Annotated in this window: 21 protein-coding genes; 11 read left to right on the top strand and 10 right to left on the bottom strand. The window is 54.8% G+C overall.

The window, feature by feature from the left end; genetic code table 11:
* Positions 1–94: 94 nt before the first annotated feature.
* Both NW816_RS03805 and NW816_RS03800 read right to left on the bottom strand, forming a co-directional pair.
* On the bottom strand, positions 95–1,045 hold the full coding sequence (locus NW816_RS03805; protein WP_414408289.1) for a glycosyltransferase family 2 protein: 951 nt from the start codon (positions 1,043–1,045) through the stop codon (positions 95–97).
* A 17-nt stretch (positions 1,046–1,062) separates the two neighbouring features.
* Positions 1,063–1,962 carry a 2OG-Fe(II) oxygenase gene (locus NW816_RS03800; RefSeq protein ID WP_414408288.1) on the bottom strand — a complete coding sequence of 300 codons (900 nt, stop codon included), beginning with the start codon at positions 1,960–1,962 and terminating at the stop codon, positions 1,063–1,065.
* Positions 1,963–2,856: 894 nt separating this feature from the next.
* Between NW816_RS03800 and NW816_RS03795 the strand changes: the two genes are divergently transcribed.
* Genes NW816_RS03795 through NW816_RS03785 form a run of 3 tightly spaced genes read left to right on the top strand, consistent with a single transcriptional unit; the run spans position 2,857 to position 9,744 of the window.
* A complete protein-coding gene (locus NW816_RS03795) occupies positions 2,857–4,911 on the top strand; it encodes a glycosyltransferase (protein ID WP_414408287.1) in 2,055 nt (684 codons plus the stop codon).
* Between the two features lie 29 nt (positions 4,912–4,940).
* Complete coding sequence (locus NW816_RS03790; protein ID WP_414408286.1) at positions 4,941–6,986, top strand: glycosyltransferase; 2,046 nt, start codon at positions 4,941–4,943, stop codon at positions 6,984–6,986.
* 4 nt (positions 6,987–6,990) lie between these two features.
* The gene (locus NW816_RS03785) at positions 6,991–9,744 is read left to right on the top strand and encodes a TylF/MycF/NovP-related O-methyltransferase (protein ID WP_414408285.1); all 2,754 of its coding nucleotides are present in this window, start codon (positions 6,991–6,993) and stop codon (positions 9,742–9,744) included.
* A 33-nt stretch (positions 9,745–9,777) separates the two neighbouring features.
* Here the strand turns inward: NW816_RS03785 and NW816_RS03780 are convergent, their stop codons facing one another.
* Positions 9,778–10,503 (bottom strand): Uma2 family endonuclease, encoded by a 726-nt coding sequence (locus tag NW816_RS03780; RefSeq protein WP_414408284.1) that lies wholly within the window; start codon positions 10,501–10,503, stop codon positions 9,778–9,780.
* A gap of 23 nt (positions 10,504–10,526) precedes the next feature.
* Positions 10,527–11,213, bottom strand: coding sequence for a Uma2 family endonuclease (locus NW816_RS03775; protein ID WP_414342578.1), 687 nt, complete (start codon positions 11,211–11,213; stop codon positions 10,527–10,529).
* A gap of 192 nt (positions 11,214–11,405) precedes the next feature.
* Here NW816_RS03775 and NW816_RS03770 point away from each other — a divergent pair, with 192 nt between their 5' ends.
* On the top strand, positions 11,406–11,831 hold the full coding sequence (locus NW816_RS03770; RefSeq protein ID WP_414342567.1) for a DUF1499 domain-containing protein: 426 nt from the start codon (positions 11,406–11,408) through the stop codon (positions 11,829–11,831).
* Positions 11,832–11,884: 53 nt separating this feature from the next.
* Here NW816_RS03770 and lpxD read toward each other — a convergent pair whose 3' ends face one another.
* The 4 genes from lpxD to NW816_RS03750 all read right to left on the bottom strand — a co-directional run bounded on the left by lpxD (position 11,885) and on the right by NW816_RS03750 (position 16,382).
* Positions 11,885–12,916 carry a UDP-3-O-(3-hydroxymyristoyl)glucosamine N-acyltransferase gene (gene lpxD, locus NW816_RS03765; protein WP_414408345.1) on the bottom strand — a complete coding sequence of 344 codons (1,032 nt, stop codon included), beginning with the start codon at positions 12,914–12,916 and terminating at the stop codon, positions 11,885–11,887.
* 15 nt (positions 12,917–12,931) lie between these two features.
* Complete coding sequence (locus NW816_RS03760; protein WP_414408283.1) at positions 12,932–13,450, bottom strand: DUF4330 domain-containing protein; 519 nt, start codon at positions 13,448–13,450, stop codon at positions 12,932–12,934.
* A 66-nt stretch (positions 13,451–13,516) separates the two neighbouring features.
* Positions 13,517–15,061, bottom strand: coding sequence for a hypothetical protein (locus NW816_RS03755; protein WP_414408282.1), 1,545 nt, complete (start codon positions 15,059–15,061; stop codon positions 13,517–13,519).
* A gap of 58 nt (positions 15,062–15,119) precedes the next feature.
* A complete protein-coding gene (locus tag NW816_RS03750; protein ID WP_414408281.1) occupies positions 15,120–16,382 on the bottom strand; it encodes a class I SAM-dependent methyltransferase in 1,263 nt (420 codons plus the stop codon).
* An 85-nt stretch (positions 16,383–16,467) separates the two neighbouring features.
* Here NW816_RS03750 and NW816_RS03745 point away from each other — a divergent pair, with 85 nt between their 5' ends.
* Positions 16,468–17,286: a hypothetical protein gene (locus NW816_RS03745; RefSeq protein ID WP_414408280.1), complete on the top strand. Its 819-nt coding sequence runs from the start codon at positions 16,468–16,470 to the stop codon at positions 17,284–17,286.
* A gap of 317 nt (positions 17,287–17,603) precedes the next feature.
* Positions 17,604–18,581 carry a PspA/IM30 family protein gene (locus NW816_RS03740; RefSeq protein ID WP_414408279.1) on the top strand — a complete coding sequence of 326 codons (978 nt, stop codon included), beginning with the start codon at positions 17,604–17,606 and terminating at the stop codon, positions 18,579–18,581.
* A gap of 63 nt (positions 18,582–18,644) precedes the next feature.
* Here NW816_RS03740 and NW816_RS03735 read toward each other — a convergent pair whose 3' ends face one another.
* Positions 18,645–19,400: a 5'-methylthioadenosine/adenosylhomocysteine nucleosidase gene (locus NW816_RS03735; RefSeq protein WP_414408278.1), complete on the bottom strand. Its 756-nt coding sequence runs from the start codon at positions 19,398–19,400 to the stop codon at positions 18,645–18,647.
* 224 nt (positions 19,401–19,624) lie between these two features.
* On the opposite strand from NW816_RS03735, the gene NW816_RS03730 reads away from it, so the two are divergent.
* From NW816_RS03730 to nuoK, 5 genes are all read left to right on the top strand, one after another.
* On the top strand, positions 19,625–20,089 hold the full coding sequence (locus NW816_RS03730) for a YbjN domain-containing protein (protein WP_414328810.1): 465 nt from the start codon (positions 19,625–19,627) through the stop codon (positions 20,087–20,089).
* Between the two features lie 17 nt (positions 20,090–20,106).
* Positions 20,107–20,838 (top strand): lipoyl protein ligase domain-containing protein, encoded by a 732-nt coding sequence (locus NW816_RS03725; RefSeq protein WP_011432905.1) that lies wholly within the window; start codon positions 20,107–20,109, stop codon positions 20,836–20,838.
* A gap of 145 nt (positions 20,839–20,983) precedes the next feature.
* Positions 20,984–22,372, top strand: coding sequence for a TPM domain-containing protein (locus tag NW816_RS03720; RefSeq protein WP_414408277.1), 1,389 nt, complete (start codon positions 20,984–20,986; stop codon positions 22,370–22,372).
* A gap of 145 nt (positions 22,373–22,517) precedes the next feature.
* On the top strand, positions 22,518–23,126 hold the full coding sequence (locus NW816_RS03715) for an NADH-quinone oxidoreductase subunit J (RefSeq protein ID WP_414408276.1): 609 nt from the start codon (positions 22,518–22,520) through the stop codon (positions 23,124–23,126).
* A gap of 80 nt (positions 23,127–23,206) precedes the next feature.
* A complete protein-coding gene (nuoK, locus tag NW816_RS03710) occupies positions 23,207–23,512 on the top strand; it encodes an NADH-quinone oxidoreductase subunit NuoK (protein ID WP_041437244.1) in 306 nt (101 codons plus the stop codon).
* A gap of 44 nt (positions 23,513–23,556) precedes the next feature.
* Here the strand turns inward: nuoK and NW816_RS03705 are convergent, their stop codons facing one another.
* Positions 23,557–23,883 (bottom strand): DUF5684 domain-containing protein, encoded by a 327-nt coding sequence (locus NW816_RS03705; RefSeq protein ID WP_011432901.1) that lies wholly within the window; start codon positions 23,881–23,883, stop codon positions 23,557–23,559.
* Positions 23,884–23,915: the final 32 nt, after the last annotated feature.

The following is a 23,915-nucleotide window of genomic DNA, read 5'->3' as shown; positions in this document are numbered from 1 at the left end:
TATGTACTCCGTGGCTCCCTGTGGGGAGCTTTTTTATTTCAGTTGCTCCAGTCTCCCTCAAGAGTAGGCAAGGGCTCTAGGCTAAACCAGTGAACTAGAGCGAGGACAGTAACTGTGATGGGTAGGAGATGCGAGTAAGAATACCCTTTTCGATGAGGTTCTGGTTGGTTTCAGGACTGCTGTAAAGTATGAACTCTTGATAAAGAGCTGCCATGCAAGTTCTATCTCCTGAGCAATAAGCGTCCCGTGAGGCCAAGTGAAAGGGAACCCGAATAGGATTAGACTTTGAGCGCCACCAGTAGTCAGGAAAGTTTCCCAGTTGAGCATACTTTTTATAGTAGTTTTGAAAGCCGCAGTTTAAGTAGTGCAAAATAGAGGGGAATGATGTTACCAAGGTATGACATTCTGGAATATCAAAGCTATGTACGCTATTGGGTAAGAGAGTGGGATGGATCCGAGCTGCTGACTTTCCATTTTGATAAGCTAAAAAGTATTGACTCTTGCCGGAAACTCTCTGAAACTCAGTACAGAGTCCTGGCTCTAAGGCAGCAGGGTTTTTCTTAAATAGAGTGACATCGCGAAAATAGTCCTCGACTTCAAATACTTCAGGAGCTGCTTCGTGGTTTAGGAACGTAACCTGGAATATATCGTCGCTTACTTGATCAAACCAATCCAAAGCCATCATCTGGCCAGGATAAAAAAGCTCATCTCCATCAATATGAAGAATCCAGTCCATGCCCTGATCCAGGGCAAGTTGTATAGCAGTTTCTACGTTAAGGATCTGGCGAGCCATGACCTCATAGCCAACATGAGGGCCATATTTTGGGTAGAGAACATTCCCCAATGCTTGTTGGACTTGCAAAGCTTCATCGTTGGGAATAGCCGTTACATCGGAAAACTGAAGTGCCACCTGAATAGCGGGATCCTCTGGATCGTCAAAGAAGATATAAATATGGGCAATTCCAAGGGCAAGGTGATAGCGAATGAACGACTCCAAGCACACGCCTGGATCCCGAACAGTGGTAATTATGCAAACTCTGGCCATGGTGGAGCTGCAAGCCTTTAGGTGAATTGCTTGGCTCCTAGCCAAGTATTGATAGTGAAGCGGCTATCGGCAAAGGCTTGGCTAGGGCTAAATACCGGCAGGATCTCATGTAGGCAACTGCTGGAGAAGAAGACGATGCTGTTATTTGTAGGAGTTACCTCATCGTATGCTCCGTGCAGGAGTGGCGGATGAGGTTTTTGCCTTTGGGTATCGTAAATTCGTAGTTCACCTCCTCGATAAGGCTTTGGCTCTTTGTGAAAGTAATACACGCAGCTCACCTGGCGGAAGGCAGTTTGTGGGTAGGAGTTATCGGTGTGGGCGGTAAAGAAGCAGCCATCATGGCTGGCAATCATCTCCATCTCAAAGATTTGAATGTCAAAGTTCTCAATGCCTAGCTCAGCAAAAATCTGGGGAGCAACAGCCGCAATTTTTTCTCGCAGCAGGGATCCATGCTCCTGAAAGTAAGCGAAGTCCAGCCTCAGGGAGCGGCGAAATTTTAGTGACTCTGCCTCGGTGTTGCTCTTGCTGTAGCTCTTGGAAGGGATAAACTTGTCTTGGTGGGTAATGGCATGTTGGAGAATGGCTTGGTTGAGCTCTTGAGGCAGGAAGTTATCCAGCTTGATGTATTTACAGGGGTAAAACCGGTTGGGTTCTGAGGGATCCGGCTGGGTAAAAGTCAGGAATACCGGGTTAGCTGCCAGCAGTGATCCAGGGCCAATTGCTTGGATGTGAGCGAGATCCTGCTCGGTTAACCCTTTGTGCTGGGGATCCCAAGTGAGGAGATGGATCCCTTGGCCTAGATTGGGCAAAACCTTCTGCAGATGAAAACTGGGATCTATCCCCATCAAATCTAGGTTGGCTTGGGCTATGGCTCCGTAGCGGCAATGGTTGACCAAGTATAGGGCTGAGTCGGCCAAGTAATCCCGCAGTAGCAAAGACTGAAGCAGACAGGTACGGTAGTCCGTGAGTTCAGTCCAGAAACAAACGCCAATCTGGGTCTCTGGGAAACATTGACCGAGATCTGCCAAAAGGGCAGGAATGGGGCCTTCTAGGAGTAGAACCCGTTCTTCTAATCCCAACTGAGAAATTTGGGTTTGGATATCTTCTGTGCTGATTGACTTTTCGGATGAGCTCTGTAGGGGATTCCGTAGAATCACTGCTAACTTTTCAGGATAGCGAAGCATTGCCTGCAGAATAGCTGCGGACTCTTCCCAGCCAATCTGGCAGAAGATTTGCTGGCTAGGAAGGCAGGCTAAAGCCCAATCTAAGAGCTGGGTGAGACTCTGAGCTTGCTCCAGTTCTAGGAGAAGATCCTGAGCAAGGTCTTGGCAATCCATGGGGAGGGATCCCTGACGTCTGCTCTAGCTTAATGTACCCGGATCCACCCCCAGTTCTCACAACTTTTAGGCCAGGCGCTCAGCCCTTTGCTGCTCCAGTTCAGCCTTGGCAGGCATCAGTTCCCCAGCGGCAGTGGCCCACAGAATCCAGGTGGCCTCCTACCCTCCCACTTCGCTGGGTACAGCCTCAAAACCTCGCTCGGCATGGGTGGTGGAGATGAGCAAGTCCATCTGGCACGTGTGCCGTCAGCTTTCCATGGGTATGCCATTGTCGTAGGAGAGCTCGTCTTGGGTAGGGGCCATCCAGGCAGGTAAACTGGATTCGGCTCTTGCAGACAGGGATCCATGGGGTTGCTTATAACCTATGCTCGGCTTATCGTTTTCCAGGGCAACAGAGATCCCTTGTTGTTGTGTCCAATCCTAGTAGCCTGTAGGAGCTAGAAGAACCTGCCGCTCAACTTGGGGAGTCGAGAAATGCAAGACATCAAGGCCAATGCTCCGCGAATTCTCCTCAATTGGCCAACTCCGCCAGACTATATCCCGCCCCCGCAGCTTTCAGATCGGCAGGTCAGTCTTTGCCCCAAGAGGAGAGCCAAGGGCTTTGGACTAAACTTTGTCAATCTCTCTAAGGAATTGGTGGAGTGCCCAGAGGGAGACTATGACCTCTATGACTTTGTGCAGCAGTCTGAGCAAATTACAAATAAGGAGTTTGACCTAGTTATTGTTTGGACTTCCAGCTTTGACCAGAGTAATCCCCTAAATACAAGGAAGTTTAAATGCCCCACACTCTTGCTAGCTGGAGACACCCACCACTGGGAGTTTCCCATCAACCATCTCTTGGCCTACTGGGCTACTGAAGGCTTTGATTACGTCGCTACTGCCTATAACTTCCAGCATTTGCACTGGTTTGCCGCAGCAGGCGCTGAGAATCTTGCCTGGTTGCCTCTTATCTCCATGCGCACTGTTACCCACGATTGGGTGGAAGATAGAGAAAATCAAGTGGTCTTTATCGGCCAACAGGGATCCCGCCATCCCAGGCGTTGCCGGCTGGTTCAAGCCATAAAGAATGCAGATTTGCCCATCCTCATCAAAACAGCCAACCGCCAAGAGGCAGCCAAATGGTTTGCCCATTCTCTGATTTCCTTTAACTGCAGCCAAAATGGGGATCTGAACTTAAGGAACTTGGAAGTGATTTCCGCGGGGGGCTTTCTGCTTACTGACCAGCTCTCCTTCGCCTCAGGATTGGACGAACTTTTGGCGCCCGGCACCTACTGCGACACCTACAACTCCGAAGCCCAACTCCTGGAGAAAATCCGCTACTACCTAGACCATCCCCAGGAGGCCATTCAAATTGCCCGCCGCGCTTACCACACTTTCGACCAACACTGGCATCCCCGCCACCGCATTCAGAACCTGCTGGACTGGGTGTTTGGGGGAGAGCTGCCGGAGCCCTTTCGTTACTCGCCCCGCTCTGATGTGCGCTACTTTGTCAGCACGGCCAGCTCTGCCTGGATAGACACACGACTAGGAATCTACGAGCCCATTCAAGAGCTGCATCGCGTGCAGGAGCGACTGAGGGTATTTGTTGGCCGAGGCTGTCCTGGGGTGATAGCCGCGGACTTGCTGGACTTGCCGCGGCTGGAGCTGTACGTGGAAGAGGGGTTTGGGGATCCCTGTGGTCTGCTGCAGCAGAAGGGAGTGCCCGAGCGAATTCACGAGGTGAGAGGGGAGCCAGCCAGTTGGCCTAGTTTTGATGCTGTGGTGTGCACAGCTGAGGACTTGCAGCGGCTGGGGCGGCCTGTGAGGGCTAACTTTGCTTTTGTCTTGGCAGAGGACCACCAACTTCTTTTGGCCAATGCCAGTAAGTTAATGGAAGCAGTGTTGCCTGGCTTTGACTTTGGCAAACTCAGGTTTTCGGTAAGGCTCTACCCAGACACCGTTTTTTACGAGAGGACGTATCTTAACTTTCCTGTGTTTCTGTCTAGTCAGGTGCAGACGGTTATCGACATCGGAGCTGGGGTAGGCCTTGGTAGCGTTTGTTTTCGGGGTTTCTGCCCTGAGGCGGCCATTCATTGTTTTGAGGTGGATCCCTTGGCCTTGCACCTGCTGCAGCAGAATGCTCTTGGCCTGGGCAACTGCTTTGTGCATCCAGTGGGGCTGGCGGGGCAGAATAGCTGCAGAACTTGTCGGCTCTGGCCGGAGGATCCTCAAGCGAAGTGGGGAGTGGAGCAGCTGCTCCCTTTCCGGGAAGCCAGGGCAGCCCTCAAGGAGTTGGGTTTGGAGCCCATCGATGTGCTCAGGGTGGCTACAGGTGGAGATGAGGTGGAGGTGTTGACCAGCTTGCAAGAGCAGCTCAAAGACATCAAGGTGATTTACGTGGAGTTTACTTCTGAGCAAGACCGCAAGCAGATTGACCAGATGTTGGATCCCTCTCATCTCCTCTGGCAGGAGGAAGTTTCTCAGGGTAACTACGGGTGCTTATGTTATCTGAATAGATGCATATTCTACGAAAGCAGTGGTAATCTTTAGAAGGCAATCTTTAGGAAGCTCTGAGACTGATGAATCCTCGAGTTCTACTAGTTTGGATGACTCCACCTGATTATATCCCACCTCTCACTCTTTCAGAGCGTCAAGTAACTCTATGTCCGAAAGGAAAGATTAGAAGACAGATATTCGATTTTTTTAGTGTTCCAAAAAGCTTAGTTGAGTGTCCTGACAAAGACTTTGACCTCTATGAATTTGTCCAGTATTCAGATCAAGTCGAAGACAAAGAATTTGACTTGGTGGTTGTCTGGACATCGAGTGTTGATCTGACTAGTCCTTTCAACACGAAAAAATTTGGCTGCCCAACTGTCTTGCTAGCCGGAGATACGCATCATCATGAGCTCCCTATCACCCACCTTCTAACTTACTGGGCCACTGAAGCCTTTGATTATATTGCCACCGCCTATGACCGACAGCACCTCCACTGGTTCGCAGCAGCAGGAGTTCAAAGGCTAGCTTGGCTGCCTTTCATTTCCGCTTGTCTCACCAGCTCCAGTTGGATAGAAAAGAAAGAAATTAGAGTTGCGTTTGTGGGTAACCTTATTAACTCTTATCATTACAGACGTCTTAAGTTGATCATGTCCTTGAAAAAACTGGGTCTACCTCTACTTATAAAGACTCGAGTCCACAATCCTCAACTATTTGGTGGCTCGTTAATCTCTTTCAACTGCAGCCTGAACGGGGATCTGAACTTAAGGAACTTGGAAGTGATTTCTGCGGGGGGCTTTCTGCTCACCGACCAGCTCTCCTTCGCCTCAGGATTGGACGAACTTTTGGCGCCCGGCACCTACTGCGACACCTACAACTCCGAAGCCCAACTCCTGGAGAAAATCCGCTACTACCTAGACCATCCCCAGGAGGCCATTCAAATTGCCCGCCGCGCTTACCACACTTTCGACCAACACTGGCATCCCCGCCACCGCATTCAGAACCTGCTGGACTGGGTGTTTGGGGGAGAGCTGCCGGAGCCCTTTCGTTACTCGCCCCGCTCTGATGTGCGCTACTTTGTCAGCACGGCCAGCTCTGCCTGGATAGACACACGACTAGGAATCTACGAGCCCATTCAAGAGCTGCATCGCGTGCAGGAGCGACTGAGGGTATTTGTTGGCCGAGGCTGTCCTGGGGTGATAGCCGCGGACTTGCTGGACTTGCCGCGGCTGGAGCTGTACGTGGAAGAGGGGTTTGGGGATCCCTGTGGTCTGCTGCAGCAGAAGGGAGTGCCCGAGCGAATTCACGAGGTGAGAGGGGAGCCAGCCAGTTGGCCTAGTTTTGATGCTGTGGTGTGCACAGCTGAGGACTTGCAGCGGCTGGGGCGGCCTGTGAGGGCTAACTTTGCTTTTGTCTTGGCAGAGGACCACCAACTTCTTTTGGCCAATGCCAGTAAGTTAATGGAAGCAGTGTTGCCTGGCTTTGACTTTGGCAAACTCAGGTTTTCGGTAAGGCTCTACCCAGACACCGTTTTTTACGAGAGGACGTATCTTAACTTTCCTGTGTTTCTGTCTAGTCAGGTGCAGACGGTTATCGACATCGGAGCTGGGGTAGGCCTTGGTAGCGTTTGTTTTCGGGGTTTCTGCCCTGAGGCGGCCATTCATTGTTTTGAGGTGGATCCCTTGGCCTTGCACCTGCTGCAGCAGAATGCTCTTGGCCTGGGCAACTGCTTTGTGCATCCAGTGGGGCTGGCGGGGCAGAATAGCTGCAGAACTTGTCGGCTCTGGCCGGAGGATCCTCAAGCGAAGTGGGGAGTGGAGCAGCTGCTCCCTTTCCGGGAAGCCAGGGCAGCCCTCAAGGAGTTGGGTTTGGAGCCCATCGATGTGCTCAGGGTGGCTACAGGTGGAGATGAGGTGGAGGTGTTGACCAGCTTGCAAGAGCAGCTCAAAGACATCAAGGTGATTTACGTGGAGTTTACTTCTGAGCAAGACCGCAAGCAGATTGACCAGATGTTGGATCCCTCTCATCTCCTCTGGCAGGGAGAAGTTGTAGCAGGCCAAAGAGGAGTCCTTTGCTATCTAAGCAGGGCTTGCTTTGTCGACAACAATTCAAGCCTTGGAGGAGAGACTTAAGGTTATGAACTCAACCATTATCGTTACGGCTGCTGACAGCAAGTTTTTTGAATTGGTTCAGGGGACTATTCTCTCCATCCGAGAGAAACCTCAGGGGCACTCTGTAGATATTGGATTCTTGGATGTAGGCTGTACACCGGAGCAGTTGCAATGGATAGGTCAGTACGTTGACCACATCGTTGAGCCAGGTTGGAACTATGATATTCCCGACATTGATAGACAACCCAAGTATCTCAAGGCACTAGTTTGTAGGCCTTTCCTTCCTGAATACTTTCCAGGCTATGAAGTTTATATTTGGATTGATGCAGATGCTTGGGTGCAAGACTGGTCTGCAATTGAGCTTCTTACCCTGGGAGCAATATACAAAAACCTTGCAGTTGTTCCTGAGTTGCTAAATACTCTCTTCGATCCCTATCCATTTTCGCATCAAGCTTTTCACCTCTCGGGATACATCAAGTACTTTGGAGATGTATATAACCACATATACATAAGACCAATTCTAAATGATGGTGTATTCTCTGGAAGTAATTCCGGTATTCACTGGGTAGCATGGAAAAACAGACTGAGCCAAGCTATCTCTATGAGCCTCGATCTACTCTCATCTCCAGATCAGTATTCTCTAAACGTGGCTATTCATAATGACTTAGGGATAGATAACGTTCAAATTTTACCATTGTTTTGTAACTGGACAGTTCATAGTAAACTACCTCTATGGGATCCAAAAAGAAAGCTCTGGGTTGAGCCTTGGAAGCCTTACATCCCTTTAGGGATTCTACACATTACCTATAAAGCTAAGGATAGAAAAACTCATGTAGCTCATACTACCGATGGCTTCAAAGTTGAAGCCAGTCTTTGGTATCCTAGAAGCCATTCTTCTCCAATCAGAAGGTATGACTATGTATCAGCTAATCAAAAGAAAATATATCTCGACTACAACTTCCCTCTAATGACTGCTATCGATCCAGGGCCTCATCCCTGGCCTTATCTACGGAAAGAAGTTCCTCACCTTTGTACTGCGGATTTGCGTCAACCTACTATCGGCTTTGTTAGTCGAGACGAGGCTCATATTCTGTACAATACTGCCCTTAAGCTACAAGGAAAAAACGCCCTAGAGATCGGCTGTTGGCTAGGTTGGTCAACTGCGCACCTGGCGGCAGGAGGAGTTATTCTCGATGTGGTAGATCCTGCTCTGGCCGATCCCCAGATTTATGGAAGTGCGGATCAATCTCTTCGCTCGGCTGGAGTTCGCTCTAATGTCAATCTCTACCCTGGCTATAGCCCAGGGAAGGTGGAGGAGATTGCCCAGCAAGAGGATTGTCGCTGGTCTCTGATTTTCATCGATGGGAATCATGACTCGCCAGCCCCCTTGCAGGATGCTCAAGTGGCAGAGCGCTATGCTGCTGAGGATGCCTTGATTCTGTTTCATGATCTAGCCTCGCCGGATGTGGCTGAAGGTTTGAATTACTTGAGAGACAGGGGCTGGAACACGATGATTTACCAGACCATGCAAATTATGGGAGTGGCCTGGCGAGGCAATGTCAAGCCCGTTGAGCATATTCCAGACCCTGCTGTGAATTGGACATTGCCAGAGCACCTCAAGGACTATCCGGTCTGTAACCTTGAGTTGTCTAGGGTGCTAGAGAAAGTTAAATCTTTTACCTTGCTGGGCTTTGAGCGTCTTTGGAGCCTTTATTCACTGGCTAAGCAGGTTTGTGAAGAAGACATTCCTGGGAACTTTGTAGAATGTGGTGTTTGCAGGGGTGGAAGCTCAGCTTTGCTGGCCTGGGTGATTAAGAACTACAGCCGTCGACCTCGCAAGCTATATGCTTTCGATACCTTCTCAGGTATGCCTGATCCAACAGAGGTGGATCGAGATTATCGAGGAGTTGCTGCCAACGATACGGGTTTTGGATCCGGTGCCTTAGCAGCACCCATTTCGGAGAACTTAGAGGTGATTGCCAGGGAACTAGGGGTCTGGGATCTAATTGTTCCTGTGCCAGGGCTGTTTGCTGACACCTTGCCTACCTATCGAGAGCAAGTGAGCGAGGTTGCTCTGCTGCATGCAGATGCTGACTGGTATCGGTCAACGATGGATATTTTGCGTCATCTCTATCATCAAGTTCATCCCAGAGGGTTTATCCAGGTCGATGACTATCAAGACTGGCAAGGATGCGCAAAGGCTGTCCATGACTTTGAGCAGGAAGTTGGAGTTTTCTTTCGGCTGCACAGTGTAGCTGAGCCCTATGGTTGGAAGATCGATAGCTTAGAGCTGCAAGAATGGCCTAGTCCCGCGTGGTTAAGTCCTTCAGAAAACCTGGTAGTGATTAGAGTTAGAGATAGCCTAACAGAAACCTCCAAACCACAAGGGATCCGCCTGAGCAAGATCAACGTGGGCCTTTTCCCCTACTGGGAAATGGAGACAGAGCAGCTTATCCAAGAACTGGAGGGCTTGCTGGAGCCAATTCTGCGCAGTCCTCAGCCAGAAGACTATGCTCTGATCTTCCTAGGGGATCCGGATCCGCAACTGGCCAATCAAACTCTGGAGATAGCTGCAGGCAACATAGCTCTCAGGCTCATGGAAGAGGGGTTAGAGCTCAGTAGAGAGCCGTTCTGTTCAGTGGTAGCTGGCTTGAACCCCTATCAATGGGAGAGACTTATTCCCCAACTCAACTATCGCTATCTCTTGAAGCGGGAGCGCTTTCCCAAGGGATTACGGCCTGCTATTCAAAAGCTACCTGTGTTGCTGTTGGCCTCCTAGGGATCCATCTGTTGTCTTGAGTTACTTGGCTGTCTACAGGGCGTCTGGATCTACCCCTAGCTCTCGTAGCTTCCGGGCCAGGCGCCCTGCCCGTTGTTCGGCCTGCTCAGCCCTTTGCCGCTCCAGTTCGGCCTCGGTGGGTACCAGTTCCCCAGCAGCAGTGGCCCAGCGAATCCAGGTGGCCTCGATGTCCCGAAACCTGCCCTCCCACTTCACTAGGTACAATCCCAAAACCTCGCTCGGCAAGCAACCCTCTGCATCCTCTTGAATTGGCTCATAGCGGCCGCCCCTTAGCCGAAACCCCGCCCAGTCTTCTGGATCAAACGGGTCAAACCAAAAGTACTCCGGCACCCGGATAATCTGCTCATAAAGTTGCTTTTTGCTTGTTTTATCCTCCTGGGCAGTGCTGGGAGAAAGAAGCTCAATCACCACGTCCGGCCCTTTGCCCTGCTCCCAAATCACCCAGCTTTTGCGCTCGCCTTTAGGCACGCCCAACACCACAAAATAATCCGGCCCTTTGAAATTGCGGCCGCTGGTCTGCTCCAAGCTGTAGTAGAGAAACATATTGCCACCGACAAAGCCATCAGGGCGCTGCTGCAACCAGGTTTGGGTAGTGGAGATGAGCAAGTCCATCTGGCACCTGTGCCGCCAGCTTTCCATAGGTTCGCTGTCGTCGTAGGGGAGCTCGTCTTGGGTGGGGGGCAACTCGGGTAGATAAACCGGATCCAGCACCTCAGTAATTGGGTTCGGGTTAGTCATTGCCAGTTCTCCTCTCTTTACCCTTACAAGGTATCGGGATCCACCCCCAGCTCCCGCAGCTTCTGGGCCAGGCGCTCTGCTCGCTGTCGCTCTTGCTCAGCACGTTGGCGCTCGATTCTCTCAGCTTCTTCAGGAGTAGGCACCAGCTCCCCATTGGGGAAAAAGTAGCGCAGTTGTTGGTTATGGATCCCCAGATACAGCTCCAGCATCTCGCTCCAGCGCCAGCCCTGCTCCGTTGGCTCAATCTCCTCGTACTTCTCCCCCCTCAGTCGCAAACCCATAAACTCCTGCGTCTCCGGAGAATAGTAAAAGTACTCCGGTGTCCTGAAAATCCTTTCGTAAAGCTCCCGCTTCTCACCCCGATCCACTTTGGCAGTCGATTCCGAAAGCAGCTCGATGATCAAGTCCGGGTATTTGCCACCTTCTTCCCACACCACCCAAGAAGGGCGGGGGCGGTTTTCTACCCCTTTGACCAAAAACAGATCTGGCCCGCGGAAGTCTTTATTTTTGAGTTGCTCTCGGCTGTAGTAGACGGTGAGGTTCCAGGCGAGGAAGTAGTCGTTGCGGTCTTGCCAGAGGCGGGCGAGGCAGCTGACCAGAATCAAAAGCTGCAGGGCATGCAGGGAGTGTTCCATTTCGGGTTCATCGCTGAGCAGCCCCTGGGCCGAGGGCATGAGCTCCGCCAGTTGCTGGCGGGTGAGGGGAGTAATCTTTTCCTCGGCTTTCTCTTGGAGTTTTTCTTGGGCCAGCATTTTTGCACTCGGGGCAAGTGAATTAGCTGTAGGCTAACCCATCGATAGAACCGCCGGCAGGTGCTCTGCTTCAGGCTGACAGGGTGATAACAGGAGCGTTCTACTAACTGAAAGGCATAATAAGAGATGTAAACTTCTCCTTTTGTCCGCATGTCTTTCTGGAAACTTTTGGTGGTGATAGCGGTGCTGCTTTTCGGCTTGGCAAGCGGGATCCCCACCTTACAAGCGGCCACCCTGGGTGGATCCCCCTACAATCGCGCCCAACAGGAAGTTGTGATTGCAGCTAGCCCAGACCAGGTGTTAAAAGCGGCTGAGCAAGCCTTTCAAGTTTGGAAGCGGGGGGAACTGGTCTCTGTGGATGCTGAGGCGATGGAAGTGAAGGGGATCTCCCGCACCAACTTTTTTAAGTTCGTGGACGATCTAACGGTTTCGCTGTCGCCAATAGAAGGGGATCCTGGCCATACTCGTCTACACATTACTTCCGAAGGCCGTGTTGGGGAATATGATTTCGGCGGCAACCGGCGCAACATCAACGAGTACCTGAACACTTTGCGGTCGTTGCTGGAGCAGAGCTAGGGCCGACAGGACAAGGCGGGAGACTTATGTGGATCCACGTCTTTTGCCGTCTCTTATGATTCCTCGTTCTGTTCCAGCTTGGCCACACGAGCTTCCAGCTTGCGCAAGGTACGTTGCAGCTCAGGCAAATGCCGTTGGACTGCCATGCTCTTGCGCCATTCGGAAATGGGTTGATGGGGGTAGCCTGCCACCGTTTGACCGGCGGGGATATCGCTGGTGACGCCTGTTTGGGCGGCCACACGCACGCCATCGCCGATGTGAAGATGCCCGGCCAAGCCACATTGCCCGGCCAAGATGACGTGGTGGCCCAACTGGGTGCTGCCGGCAATGCCCACCTGAGCCACGATCAGGCAGTGGGATCCGGTGCGCACGCCGTGGCCAATTTGCACCAGATTGTCGATCTTGGTGCCGCGGCCAATACGGGTCTCGCCAACGGCGGCCCGGTCGATGGTGGTGTTGCTGCCTACCTCCACGTTGTCTTCCAGCACCACTCGGCCCGCCTGCAGCATGCGCCGCCAGGAGCCATCCGCCAGGGGAATGTGCCCAAAGCCGTCGTCGCCAATGACAGCGCCGCTGTGGATGAGGCAATCATCCCCAATCTCCGTGCGCTCGTGAATAACGCAGTTGGCGAAAAGCTGACACCGGGATCCAATCCGCACGTGGGGATAGATGGTGACATTGGGGTGAATTTGGGTGTGGTCGCCAATTTTCACTCCCTCCATCACCACTGCGTGCGGCCCGATGGCCACCCCCTCCCCCAGCTCGACGCTGGGATCGATCACAGCGGTGGGGTGGATGCCAACGGGCAGGCGGTAGGGTTGGTAGAACAGCTCAATGGCCTGGGCAAAGAGCAGACGGGGATCCCTGCCCCGCAAGCAGGCAATGGAACAGGGCAAAGCCAGCCCTTCCTCCACGATGACGGCGCTGGCCTGGGTTTGCTCCAAGAGAGGTAGGTAGCGGGCCTCGCTGAGAAAGCTCAACTCTCCCGGACGCGCCTCCGCCAGGCTGGCGACGCCGTGAATTTCCAGGGTGGGATCCCCCTCGTAGGCACATCCCAACTTTTGGGCAATCTCCTGTAGCTGCATTGGAGTTGACATCCTCTACGATTGCGGCAGCCGCACGTCCATCACGGTGCCGCGCAAGTTGTAGTCAAAGGTCTCTAGCTCTAGGGGAACGCCAATTTTGACGCGATTGTTGCCCAGGACGATGCCATTCTCGGTGCGCTGGCCCCGCCCCCGCAACGTAAATACCAGGTCGAGGCGATAGGCTTCGGGATCGGGCAAGTTCTGCACCCGCCCATCGGGGAAAACCACTGGCACCGTGCGGCTGACATTTTCCACTCGCACCACCTCCACCTGGCCGTAGGGCTGGTTGCGGATGATCAGGTCAGCCTTCTGCCCCGCCTGAAAAGGTTCCATAGAGCGGCTGCTGACCCCGCGCACAATCATGTCCACTTCCACCGGCAGCGTGGGGCCACCTCCCACCTGGACTACACTGCCCGCCTGCCGACCCGGAAAAAACAAGACGGCAACAATGGCCACCACCACAATTGCCAGGGCTCCCAGATCCAAGAGGCTGACTTTTCCCAAAAGCCGCCCCTGTTCGTCAATGACCCGCATATCACCTCTCCTCGCACACCCTGTTTTGATTCTAGGCAGGTTTGCTCCCCAAGTGGCTTTCCCGCTCTAGGGGATCCAAGCCAGCGTGCTGCTGCCCAGCGGTAGGCGGCGTTCCCGCCAGCGGTGCGAACCCCTTGGTCCGTCAGGAGTGGGCAGCCCATCCTGCAAATCCACCAGCCACACTTGCGAGGCCATGATGGCTTGCCCGCTACGGCTGAGGGGAGCCAAGGGATCATCCGGCACTCCCGGGAAGGGTTCCAAGAGCGTGTAGGCCAGCATGCGTCCATCCGGGGAAATGCTGAAGTCCAGATCGATGGGATAGTCGGCTCGAGCTACCTCTACGACGTTGCCTGCTTCCCCCTGGGTGGTGTTGCCAGTGCCGAGGGTTATCGCCAGCAAGCGGGGCGACTCGGTGTAGCTGGGGAAGTCCATCGCGACCTCGCCAACAGAATCATGCTCCGCACCGCCAATGTGAGAGACCTCACTGACCAAGGCGTAGAAGATGGGCGCCCGCGGGGAAAAAGCCCCTTTCAGGATGGATCCCTGGGTTCTCAAAATCTCCTCGCTGTTGCCGGTATTGCTGACGATGGAGAGGCTGCGGGTGTAGTCGGGATTGAAGCGCAGCAAAGCCCCGAAAGCCCCATCGGGGCGGATGGCTAAGGTTTGGCCGAACTGGGCTAGAAAGCTCTCCGCTGCCGCCCGTGGATGCAAGGGTACGATCCCCACCCCCTGTCCCTGCGAGATGAGCAGGCTGCTCTCATCGGGGCTAATGAAAAAATCTCCCCCCACCGCCGTATCCAGCTCTAGACGTTCAAAGGGATCCCGGCTCGTTTTCTGGATCCACAGCTCCGTCTGGACGGCAGCCATGGGATCCCGTTGCAGCGGGATCCGCTCTGCCACCACCAATTCCCCCGTCGGCGAGACTTGGAAGCGCAGGTTTTGGTAACCCTGATGATCCAGCAGCAACTGCGAAGACTGATCCTCCAGATCCAGTCGGTACAGATCCTGGTGCTGTGGGTGGGTAGCCGTGGCGAAATAGTACACGAAGCGGCCATCGGCACTGGGCTGCATTTGGGTTACCTTGAGCCCAGCCGGAGTCAGCAGGGTAGTGGATCCCGTCTCCAAATTGAACAGAAACAGTCGCCCTCGCTGGGCAGGTTCGGTGCTGATCCCCAGCAACTGCCGATCCGGCGTGCGGAATTCCCCCTCAAAGGGCTGGGCCATGGGCTGGCCCCGTTCATCCACGGCTGCCTGCAGGCGCACCCGGTAGGTCTGGCCGTAAGGGGCTGGTTCTGTCAGCGTCCAAAAAAAGCGGCGACCCAGCTTGCGCATTCGGCCTGGCAGAGGGGGCTGGATCTCCAAATGCTCTTCAACACTGACGGGATCCATCGGGCGGTTGAAGGTGAGCACCATCTGCACTTCTTGCGCCCCCACCCGTTGCTGTTGCCAGTTAAAGTCCCGCACGTAAGGAGCTGTGTGGTTGCCCAACACCACCAGGATCACCCCGATGGCCAGGTTGCAGAGGGTAATCCGGGCAACCCAGCGATCCAGAGGCTGTGGGAACCACCGCGTCAGGGTTGCGCGCCAGTAAGATCCCGACCGGGCAGACATCTGACTCATAGGTTACAAACAACAGACAGGTATGGGCAGCCAGAACTTGGGGAGCTGCCTATTGCAGCATCAAAAAAAGAAAGTCTTCTAGGTTGGTTAGGAAGGTCAGCACCTCAGCGGTTGTTCGTTCTTCATCTGAGGATCCCAACTGGACGGCCTGTTGAATCAGCTCTCGAACCGGCGTTGGCCCTTGAAGCAGTGGCGCCAACCAGCTCACTTTCTCGGCAGGGATGCTGATCCGCCCGTGGGTGGCCCCTGTCCACTGCATTTCGTAGGGCCGCTTCTCTTGCAGGGCTTTGCTGTACTCCTGGCGAAAGCGGGGGTTGTCCATCAACAGGGGATTGAATTGTACGGATCCCGACAGCCAATCTTCGTCACTCCAAGGCAGCACCGGCGAAGAGCCGGCATGCTCCGCCCAAAAGTCGATGAGGCGATGGACAGGGCGAAGGAGTTCATACAGATGCAGCCGCTCCATGATGCTGAGGGTTGCCAACCGCTGCCGCACAAACTCAGGCACCTCTTTAAACAAAGACTCCACCGACCAGTCGGGCCTATCCACCAAGCTCAAAAAGCTCAACCCCGCCTGCTGCAACATGCGAAACAGGTCGGGGATCGTGAACCCCTTGTCGTTGGAGAGTAGGTAATTATTCATAATGGCCGCATCTTCGGCATAGTTGGCCGGGTTCCAGAACACCGCCTGGGCCACTTCTTCCCGAAGGGATCCCATAAACTCCCGCACATTTTGCGCCCCTACAGCCGGTGGAACGTCAAATTGGCCCACTTTTTGAAAGGCTTCCTGCAAGCGGAAAAACACCTGCCGTTGGTAGCGGCTGTGGAGATTGGCCCGGATGATGCCATCGGGCTTGAGGACATTTTTCATGGCCCGCAGGCCCTCGGTGGGATCCTCCAGCAAATACAAAACATCATTGAGGCTGATGAAATCGAATTGGATCCCCAGGCGATCCAGCTCCAGCAGATTGAGGACATAAAATTCGGCATCTGCGAAGCCGTGGTGGCGCAGGCGTTCCTCGGTAAGCTTGACCGAAGCCGGAGACAGATCACAGGCAACAATCTGGGCCCCTGGATTGGCCTCGGCCATCATCAACGTTTCCCAGCCGGAGCCACAGCCGGCATTCAACAAAACCTTGCCCTCTGGCGGGACGATAGCATGGGTGCGCAGGTACTGAGCCGTGGTGTAGCTCATCTTAAACATCTCCGGCAAGGCATTGCGAGCCGTCTGCGAGAGGGGCACATTAGGGTAGGGCAGAGCCTCGTAAAGGCTCAAGGCTCGTTCCGAAGCGGAGAGGGCAGAGCTGGCCATAGGCAGGGGAAAGGCTCAACGGTTCAATTTATGATTGAGTGTAGCCCTGGTCGCGACAGCCTTGGGGATCCGCGAAGAACTTGCCATGACTGCTGCTTCCCTGCCCCGTCGCCGCTCTCGCTTCTCCCTGGCAGGCACTCTGGCCGCCGTTGGGGGAGCGTTTCTGTTTGGGATCCTGGTGGTGCGGCTGCAATTGCCGATGCTGGAGCGGATCAATCTGGGAGAATTGGAAAATGCCGAGGCCCGCAAAAACCGCAACATTGCCCTGGCCAATACGCTGGGGTGGCTGGGCTACCGCAACTTGGGGGCTTCCTGGCTGTGGCTGGAGCTGATCCAGTACTACGGGGATGCACCGGCTCGCACCCTGACTGGCTATGGCCTGGCCTACGACTACTTCGATCACATGCTGCGGCTGGATCCCCATTTCCTCTTGGGCTACCGGCTCTCCAGTTTGGTGTTGGCCTATCGGGCTGGCCAGCCGGAAAAAGCCGTCGAGATTTTGGATCGCGGCCTGCAGCAACTTAACCCCCAAAACAACCCTGATGCCTGGCGACTCTACGTGGATCGCGCCCTACTTAACTTTATGTTTCTGGGGGATGCGGAAGCGGGCCGCAATGACTACTACCAAGCCGCTGCCTGGCGAGAGCAGGTGGGCCTGCCTGGAGATGAATTTCGCCAGTTGGGGGATAACATCGCCCGCAGTCCTCTCAGCCGCCGTGTCCAATTCGATGTTTGGCTGAGCGTGTTTAACTCCACCACCGACCGGGATACCCGCCTGTACGTCCTGGAACAACTGGTCCAGTTGGGTACGGTGCTGCAAACGCTGCCTACGGGGGAGATCGAGATCCTGCCCCCTCCTCTGCCCGACTTCCCCGACGAAGAACCCTATCGCTTGCGCCTGTGATTTGATCCGGGGGACAAAGATTGCGCCTTAGGGCTGTGACGTTGCCCCAAAAGGTGAGCTAAACTCTAACCCAAATTAAGCCAACCCAACGGGCCGACTCTTCAAGAGCCGCAGCTTTCCGCTGGAAAAGTTTGCCTCTCTCACGTGGAGAGTAGCTGGCCCTGCTGACTTTGCAATGAGAAATTGCAATGCGAAAACAGTGGCCAGCCCCGTAGCAAGTCCTGGAGACGGTCTGGGGTTCCGGTTGGTTCCCGAAACTTCCCTATCTTATTATTTCTTAACTTTTGTTCTTGTTCTGCACAATAGGAGTGACCCCCATGACCTCAAGAACTTCCCTTCTGATGACTGTGGCTGTCCTTTCGGGCAGTTGGCTTGTTCTTCCGGCGGCAGCACAATCTTCCGGGACGGCCCGGGTGCGGTCGGTGGTGGATGGGGATACCTTCTGGGCGGACTTGAACGGCAGGCCAACCCGTTTCCGTCTGGCCTATGTGGATGCGCCGGAGCTGACCCAAGGGCGCTGGGGGCGGCTATCCCAAGAGGCTCTGCAAAACTTGCTCCCGACGGGATCCCTGGTGCAGGTGGATACCCTCTATGTCACACCGGAAGGGCTTCACATTGCCCAGGTGTACAACGCCGATGGTTTGGTGAATTTGGAGATGTTGCGCCAGGGTCAGGCGGTGGTTTATGAGCGCTTTTTGCACGGGGCCAATCGGCAGCGCTACTTAGAAGCTCAAGAGGGGGCCCAAGCGGCGCGGTTAGGCTTCTGGCAGCAGCGCAATCTGGTGATGCCTTGGGAGTTTCGGGAGACGGCCACACAAACCTCGGCCTTTGCAGGGGTCAATGTTTTGGATGGTTCTTTGATTCGTGAAAATCCGGCGGCAGCTGCGGGTGTGGGGATTGCTACCGCAGTGGTGGTGGTGGGTCTGAGCAAAGTGCTGTGGAGAAAGCCCAGCCGACAAAGGGTGAGCATCCGGCAGATGGAGCGGGATCTGAAACAATTGCAGCGCAGCCTCACCACAACCCTGGCCAGTCGCAAGCAACTGGAACGGCGGTACGACGAAATTTTGCAAAAGGCCGAAGATTGGTTTGTCAGAGCTGAGAAAGCCAGCCAACAGAACCAAGATGACCTTGCCCGCGAGGCTTTGGTCCGGCGCAACCAGCACATGAGCGCGGCAGAAGCGGTTCGCAAATCTTTGGATGAAGTTGAAGCACAGGTGGCAACCCTTCGCGAAGGCATTTCCCGCCTGGAAAGCCAGATCTCGATGGCCAAGCTGGAGCGGGAGATGAACAACTGACGCCAACGCGATCCAGCCCAACTCTTCCTTGGGAAAGGGGATCCCCGGATCCCCACAGTCGGGCTAAGGCAAGGACGGGGGCAGACTTTGCAGGATGGTGCGGACGACTGTGGCCGAGTTGAGCGCCGCCGTTTGAAAAAAACTCAAGAAATCCGTATCGTCCCCTGCATCGCTGACCGAGCGCACCAGCAAACAAGGGATCCCGGCTTCTTGCGCTACTCGCACCACGGCTGCCCCCTCCATCTCCACAACCAAAGCGCCGGTGCGTTCTCGGATTTGTCGGCGTAGGTCTGCGTCGGCCACAAACACATCGCCGGTGGCCACCAAGCCTTGATGAATGACGGGATCCCGGCCTTGTAGGGGGTGGAGAGGGATCCGCTCGGGATGGGCCACAATCAGGTCGTAGAGAGCGCTATCGGCTTCTGCCAAGGGGTGGCGCAGCTCTGGGATAAAGTCGATCCCCAAGACAAAGCCCTCGGGTCGTCCGGTGCCAAAGTCGTGCTCGATCGCCGCATGGGCCAGCACCACATCTCCCATGTGCAGGTGATCGGCCAAGGCCCCGGCCACACCGGTAAAAATGATCCCCTGCAAAGGGAAATGGGCCACCAACAGAGCCGCCGTGGTTGCCGCCCGCACCTTGCCCACTCCGCCTTGTACCACCACCACCGATTGCCCGAGCAGGGATCCCCGGTAGAACTGTCGCCCCAGATGGGTATGGATGGAGCAGGTTTCCATCGCCTCGGTAAGCATGGCCACTTCCTCGGGCAGGGCTCCGAGAATGCCGATGGCCTTCTGGGGGGGATGAGATGGAGATTCCATAGAGCTTTCCTCAGGTTCTGCAGAAGAGTTTTGAACAGGTTCTCCCTCCAGCTTGCGAGGGGGGGGATCGCTTGCCCTCACCTGTCCGGCCACTTAGTGAACCATTGCCAACGGTTTCATTCTCGCCTGAGTTGAGGATCCCAAAGCGATGACCGGATAGGTCGGAGTCTTAGGCGGTATAGCGGTATAGTTGAGGTGGTTGGATAGGGAATAGGGGGAAGACCATGGTCTACAGTGAGCCGCTCATGAGCACCTTTAACCCTTCGCCAGAGGTTTTTCCAGAGCCCCTTCGCTGCGTTGAGGTTGTCTCGGCGGTGGTTTCCAGCCTCAAGGAGGATGCCGCCTACGAGAACCACGAGCAAGGTCACACCTGGAAATTCACCTACGGCACGGCAGAAGTGTTCGTCCATCTGAGCGGCGAATCCCCAGAAGACACTCTTTTGGTATGGTCTCCCGTTCTCTCTCTGCCGGTGGCAGAACCGGCCAAGCTGATGCAGAAGCTCCTGGAGAAGAATTGGAGCGACACCCTAGAGGCGCGCTTTTGCATCTGGAACAACCAGGTGGTGCTGAACCACTACCGCACCTTGGAAGGGATCACAGCGGGCGAAATTTCCCGGGCCATCACCATTGTGGCCAGCTTGGCCGATGAATATGATGAGCCCCTCCAGGCGGAGTTCCCCAAAGTTTAAGGTCTGGCTTTGCCAGGATGGGATCCCAGGGATACTGGCTCCCCTACCGCGTGGCCTCTGGGGCCCGGCAAATGGAGCAGGATGCCTGGCTTCTGCAGCGGCTGCGCCATGACCCTCACCCCTGCCTGCGCTTTTATGGCTGGGATCAGCTTACCCTCTCGCTGGGACGGCACCAGGTTTGGCCAGATCCCCTGCCAGGGATCCCGATTGTGCGCCGACCCACGGGGGGAAGGGCGGTGCTCCATCAGGCGGCTGAGGATGCAGCAGAGCTGACCTACAGCTTGGTGTTGCCCCTTTCTTACTTGCAAGCCAGGTTGCCCAGTTTGCAGCGGGCCTGGGTGTACGACTTCTGTTGCCGCTTTTGGGTGCAGGGGTTGGCGGAGCTGGGCATTGCCATAGATGAGCCCGCTTTTGCTCACGGCCGAAGCCACCGGGATCCCGGCTACCGCAACAAGACCAGTTGCTTTGCCTCCCGTACCCGTGCTGACTTGAGCTGGCAGGGCAAAAAGCTGATGGGCAACGCCCAACTGTGGCAACCTTGGGGGATCCTGCAACAGGGATCCCTCCTATTGCAACCCAATCTAGAGCTGTGGGAACGGTATCTGCCCGGCTCGCAGGTGATTGGTATCTACGACATTTGCCCCACGGCGCCAGGGATCCCTGCTTTGATCGAACATTTTCTCCAGGCCGCCCGGGAGTGCTTTGAAGTGGAATGGCAAGAAGAAGCCTGGCTCCCTTGGCCGGACTGAGGGCCGGTTGCTGTTAACAATTACTAGCAACAAGAAGCGGCTTGTCTCAACCGTTCCCCAACTCCCCTCTCTCCCTGGGAAAAGGACTGCCAGTCTAGCCGAGACAGCTGTGCTAGAACCTAGGCAGCGCTCAGCCAGGTAAGCCATGCCGAAAGTTTGGGCGGCAGTTTTGCTAGTTGTATCCCTGCTGCCGCAGCCCGCTTGGGCCATTACCCTTGAACAAGTGCCCAACCCCCGCCGTCAGTATGGAGGGTGGGTTTCCGATACCGCCAACATCCTCAGCAGCAGCACCGAAAACGAGCTCAACCGTCTTATCACTCAGCTTGAGCAGCGCACCAGTGCCGAGATGGCAGTGGTTACCGTGCCGAATACTCAGGGATATGCAACACCAAAAGACTTCACCACGCAGCTATTTAACTACTGGGGGATCGGCAAGGCAGGCCAAAACAACGGGGTTTTGTTTCTCATCTCGGTGGGGGATCGGCGGGTGGAAATTGAAACAGGCACCGGCTTGACCACCATCCTCCCCAACAGCCGAGTCCAGCAGATTATCGACCGCCAGATCCTGCCCAAGTTTCGCGATGGGGATTTCGATGGCGGCACTCTGGCGGGGGTGCGGCAGTTGACCTCGGTGTTGCAGGGCCAGCCCGTTGCAAATGTTCCTGCGGCAGCTTCTGGAGTTACCACCTCAACGATTGCAACTTCTTCTGGGGCAGTGGCCCAGGGCATTGATTCTTCCCTGGTGGAAGGGATCCTGCTGCTGCTGGGGATCATCATTTTGGGACTGGGGTGGCAGCGCTCTCGCATGCCCGTCTCTCTGAGGGCCGAGCGAGGGGGAAGACAAGTCCTCTCTCTGACACCCAGAGATCAAGGAACAGGTGCTGCGCTCTCGTCGGTTCAGAGCGGCCCCATTCGTCTCTTCCTCTATTCGGGATCCCTCTGCCTTGGCCTGTTCTTGGGGTTGTCCAGCGGCACTTGGCTGGGGTTCGCTTTGCCGGTTGTGGCTGCTTTGGCCACTGACGGCACCTTGGGCCTGAAGCGTGGGATCCCTTTTCAGCCGGTGGTTTGTCAAGCATGTGGCCGACCCATGCGCCCAATCCAGCCCGAAGTTCTTAATAAGCGCCTCTACCAGCCGGATCGCCTAGCCAAAAGCAGTGGCAGAGCGCAGTACTACGGCTGGTTTTGCCCAGCCTGCCAGGGGGTTGCCGTAGTTGTTCGCGAAAGCCCGTCCTACCGCGACCATTACTGCCCTAGGTGTCGAGCTCTCACTTTGGATCTCTCCACGGAGATCCTTGTGGAGGCTACCTATTCCCAGAGCGGTTTGAAGCGGGAAATCTTTAGCTGCCCTTTGTGCTCCTACCGCACTGAGCGAGAGGTGGTCATCCCCAAGCTCAGCCACACAAGCGATCGCGACACAAGGGATTGGCACACAAGCGATCGCGACACAAGCGATTGGCACACAAACGATAGCAGCAGAGATTCAGACTTCGGTGGCGGTAGCAGCATAGGTGGCGGAGCGGGCGGCAGTTGGTGAGACCCAACTCTAGAGATTTCTCTATCGATCTGAAAATAGAGATTTCTCTATCGATCTGAAAAAGGAGTCGGGCTTCTCTTAAATCCGCCAGGACAGTACAGTGGTAAGGGAGCAGCAATAGAAACTGGCTAAGGACGGATCTCTCATGACCCTCGGAGAAGGCGTACAACTGGTTACGTTTGTGGTGCTATCGGCGATGGCCATTGGCTTCGCGCTAGGCGTGGTTTGGGCCCCCAGCATTGTCTACTCCGGTTTTCTGCTAGGGGGGGTTTTCTTGAGTATGGCCGGGTTGTATCTCCTGTTGAATGCCGATTTTGTGGCCGCAGCGCAAGTCCTCATCTACGTCGGTGCCGTCAACGTGCTGATCCTGTTTGCCATCATGTTGGTGAATCGGCGCTACACCTTTGCCCCCCTGAAGCTGGGCTGGCTGCGCAACGGAGTGACGGCAGTCGTGTGCTTGGGGTTGTTTGCCCTTCTGACGGCGATGGCCCTGAATACCCCCTGGCAGTTAGAGCCAATCCAACCCATGAGCAGTGTTTTGGTGATGGGTGGGCATTTCTTCAGGGAGTATCTGTTGCCTTTCGAGCTGGCCTCTGTCCTGCTGTTGATGGCTCTGATCGGTGCTATTGTGCTGGCGCGTCGAGAGTTTGTCATTCCCCAAGCTGGAGAAGGGGATCTGAGCTTGCTGGAGCGGGCCCGACCCCAGCTTGAATCGGAGTCGGAACGGCAAGCAGAGCTGGTGAGCACCCGTTGAAGCTACCTGCTCTCGATCACAAAATCCAGAGTTTTCCCAGTGCCCTTCTCATTGCGTATCTACTGGAGCCTATCGCGATGTTGCAACTGCAGTTTTTCTTGGTGGTGGCAGCGGTTCTTTTTTGTATTGGCATCTACGGCCTGATCGTCAGCCGCAATGCGATTCGCGTGCTGATGTCGATTGAGCTGATGCTCAATGCGGTGAATCTGAACTTTATGGCTTTCTCCAACTTTGTCGATTCAGCTATGATTCGTGGCCAAGTGTTCTCGGTGTTTGTCATCACCGTGGCGGCTGCTGAGGCTGCTGTGGGCTTGGCCATCGTGTTGGGGATCTATCGCAATCGCGCCACTATTGATATGGAGAGCTTTAACTTGCTCAAGTGGTAGACTTTTTCGATTGTTTAGTTTGTATCAAGGCAAGGCTGGCTAATTCAAGTGAAGGCCAGAATGCCTGAGTAGAGCAAAGCTCCCAAAACAGGCAGGAAAACCAGCAGACCCAGCCAGCGGGATTTATTCAGGCGGGGTGGAATGGCAAAGATCACCCAGATACCGAAGATCAAGTTGACTAGGGGAATGAAGAAGAGGATCACCCACCAGCCGGGTTTACCAGCAGCTCGACACATCACCCAGATGTTAGCAATCGGGATCCAAGCTAACCAAGCATTCGGCACGTTTAGCTTCTCTCCAATCACCATTAAGGTGTAGCTAAAGAAGGCGTAAAGGGCAACGGCAATCAGCCCTGGTAAAAGCTCATCCATCGTGACCCTCCCACATATTTTTTTGATATTTG

Origin of the sequence: Synechococcus sp. W55.1 (assembly GCF_047461655.1) — a bacterium.
In the GTDB taxonomy this organism is placed as follows: Bacteria; Cyanobacteriota; Cyanobacteriia; order Thermostichales; family Thermostichaceae; genus Thermostichus.
The sequence above is the reverse complement of the archived record's forward strand: the minus strand, read 5'-3'. Positions and strand labels throughout refer to the sequence as shown.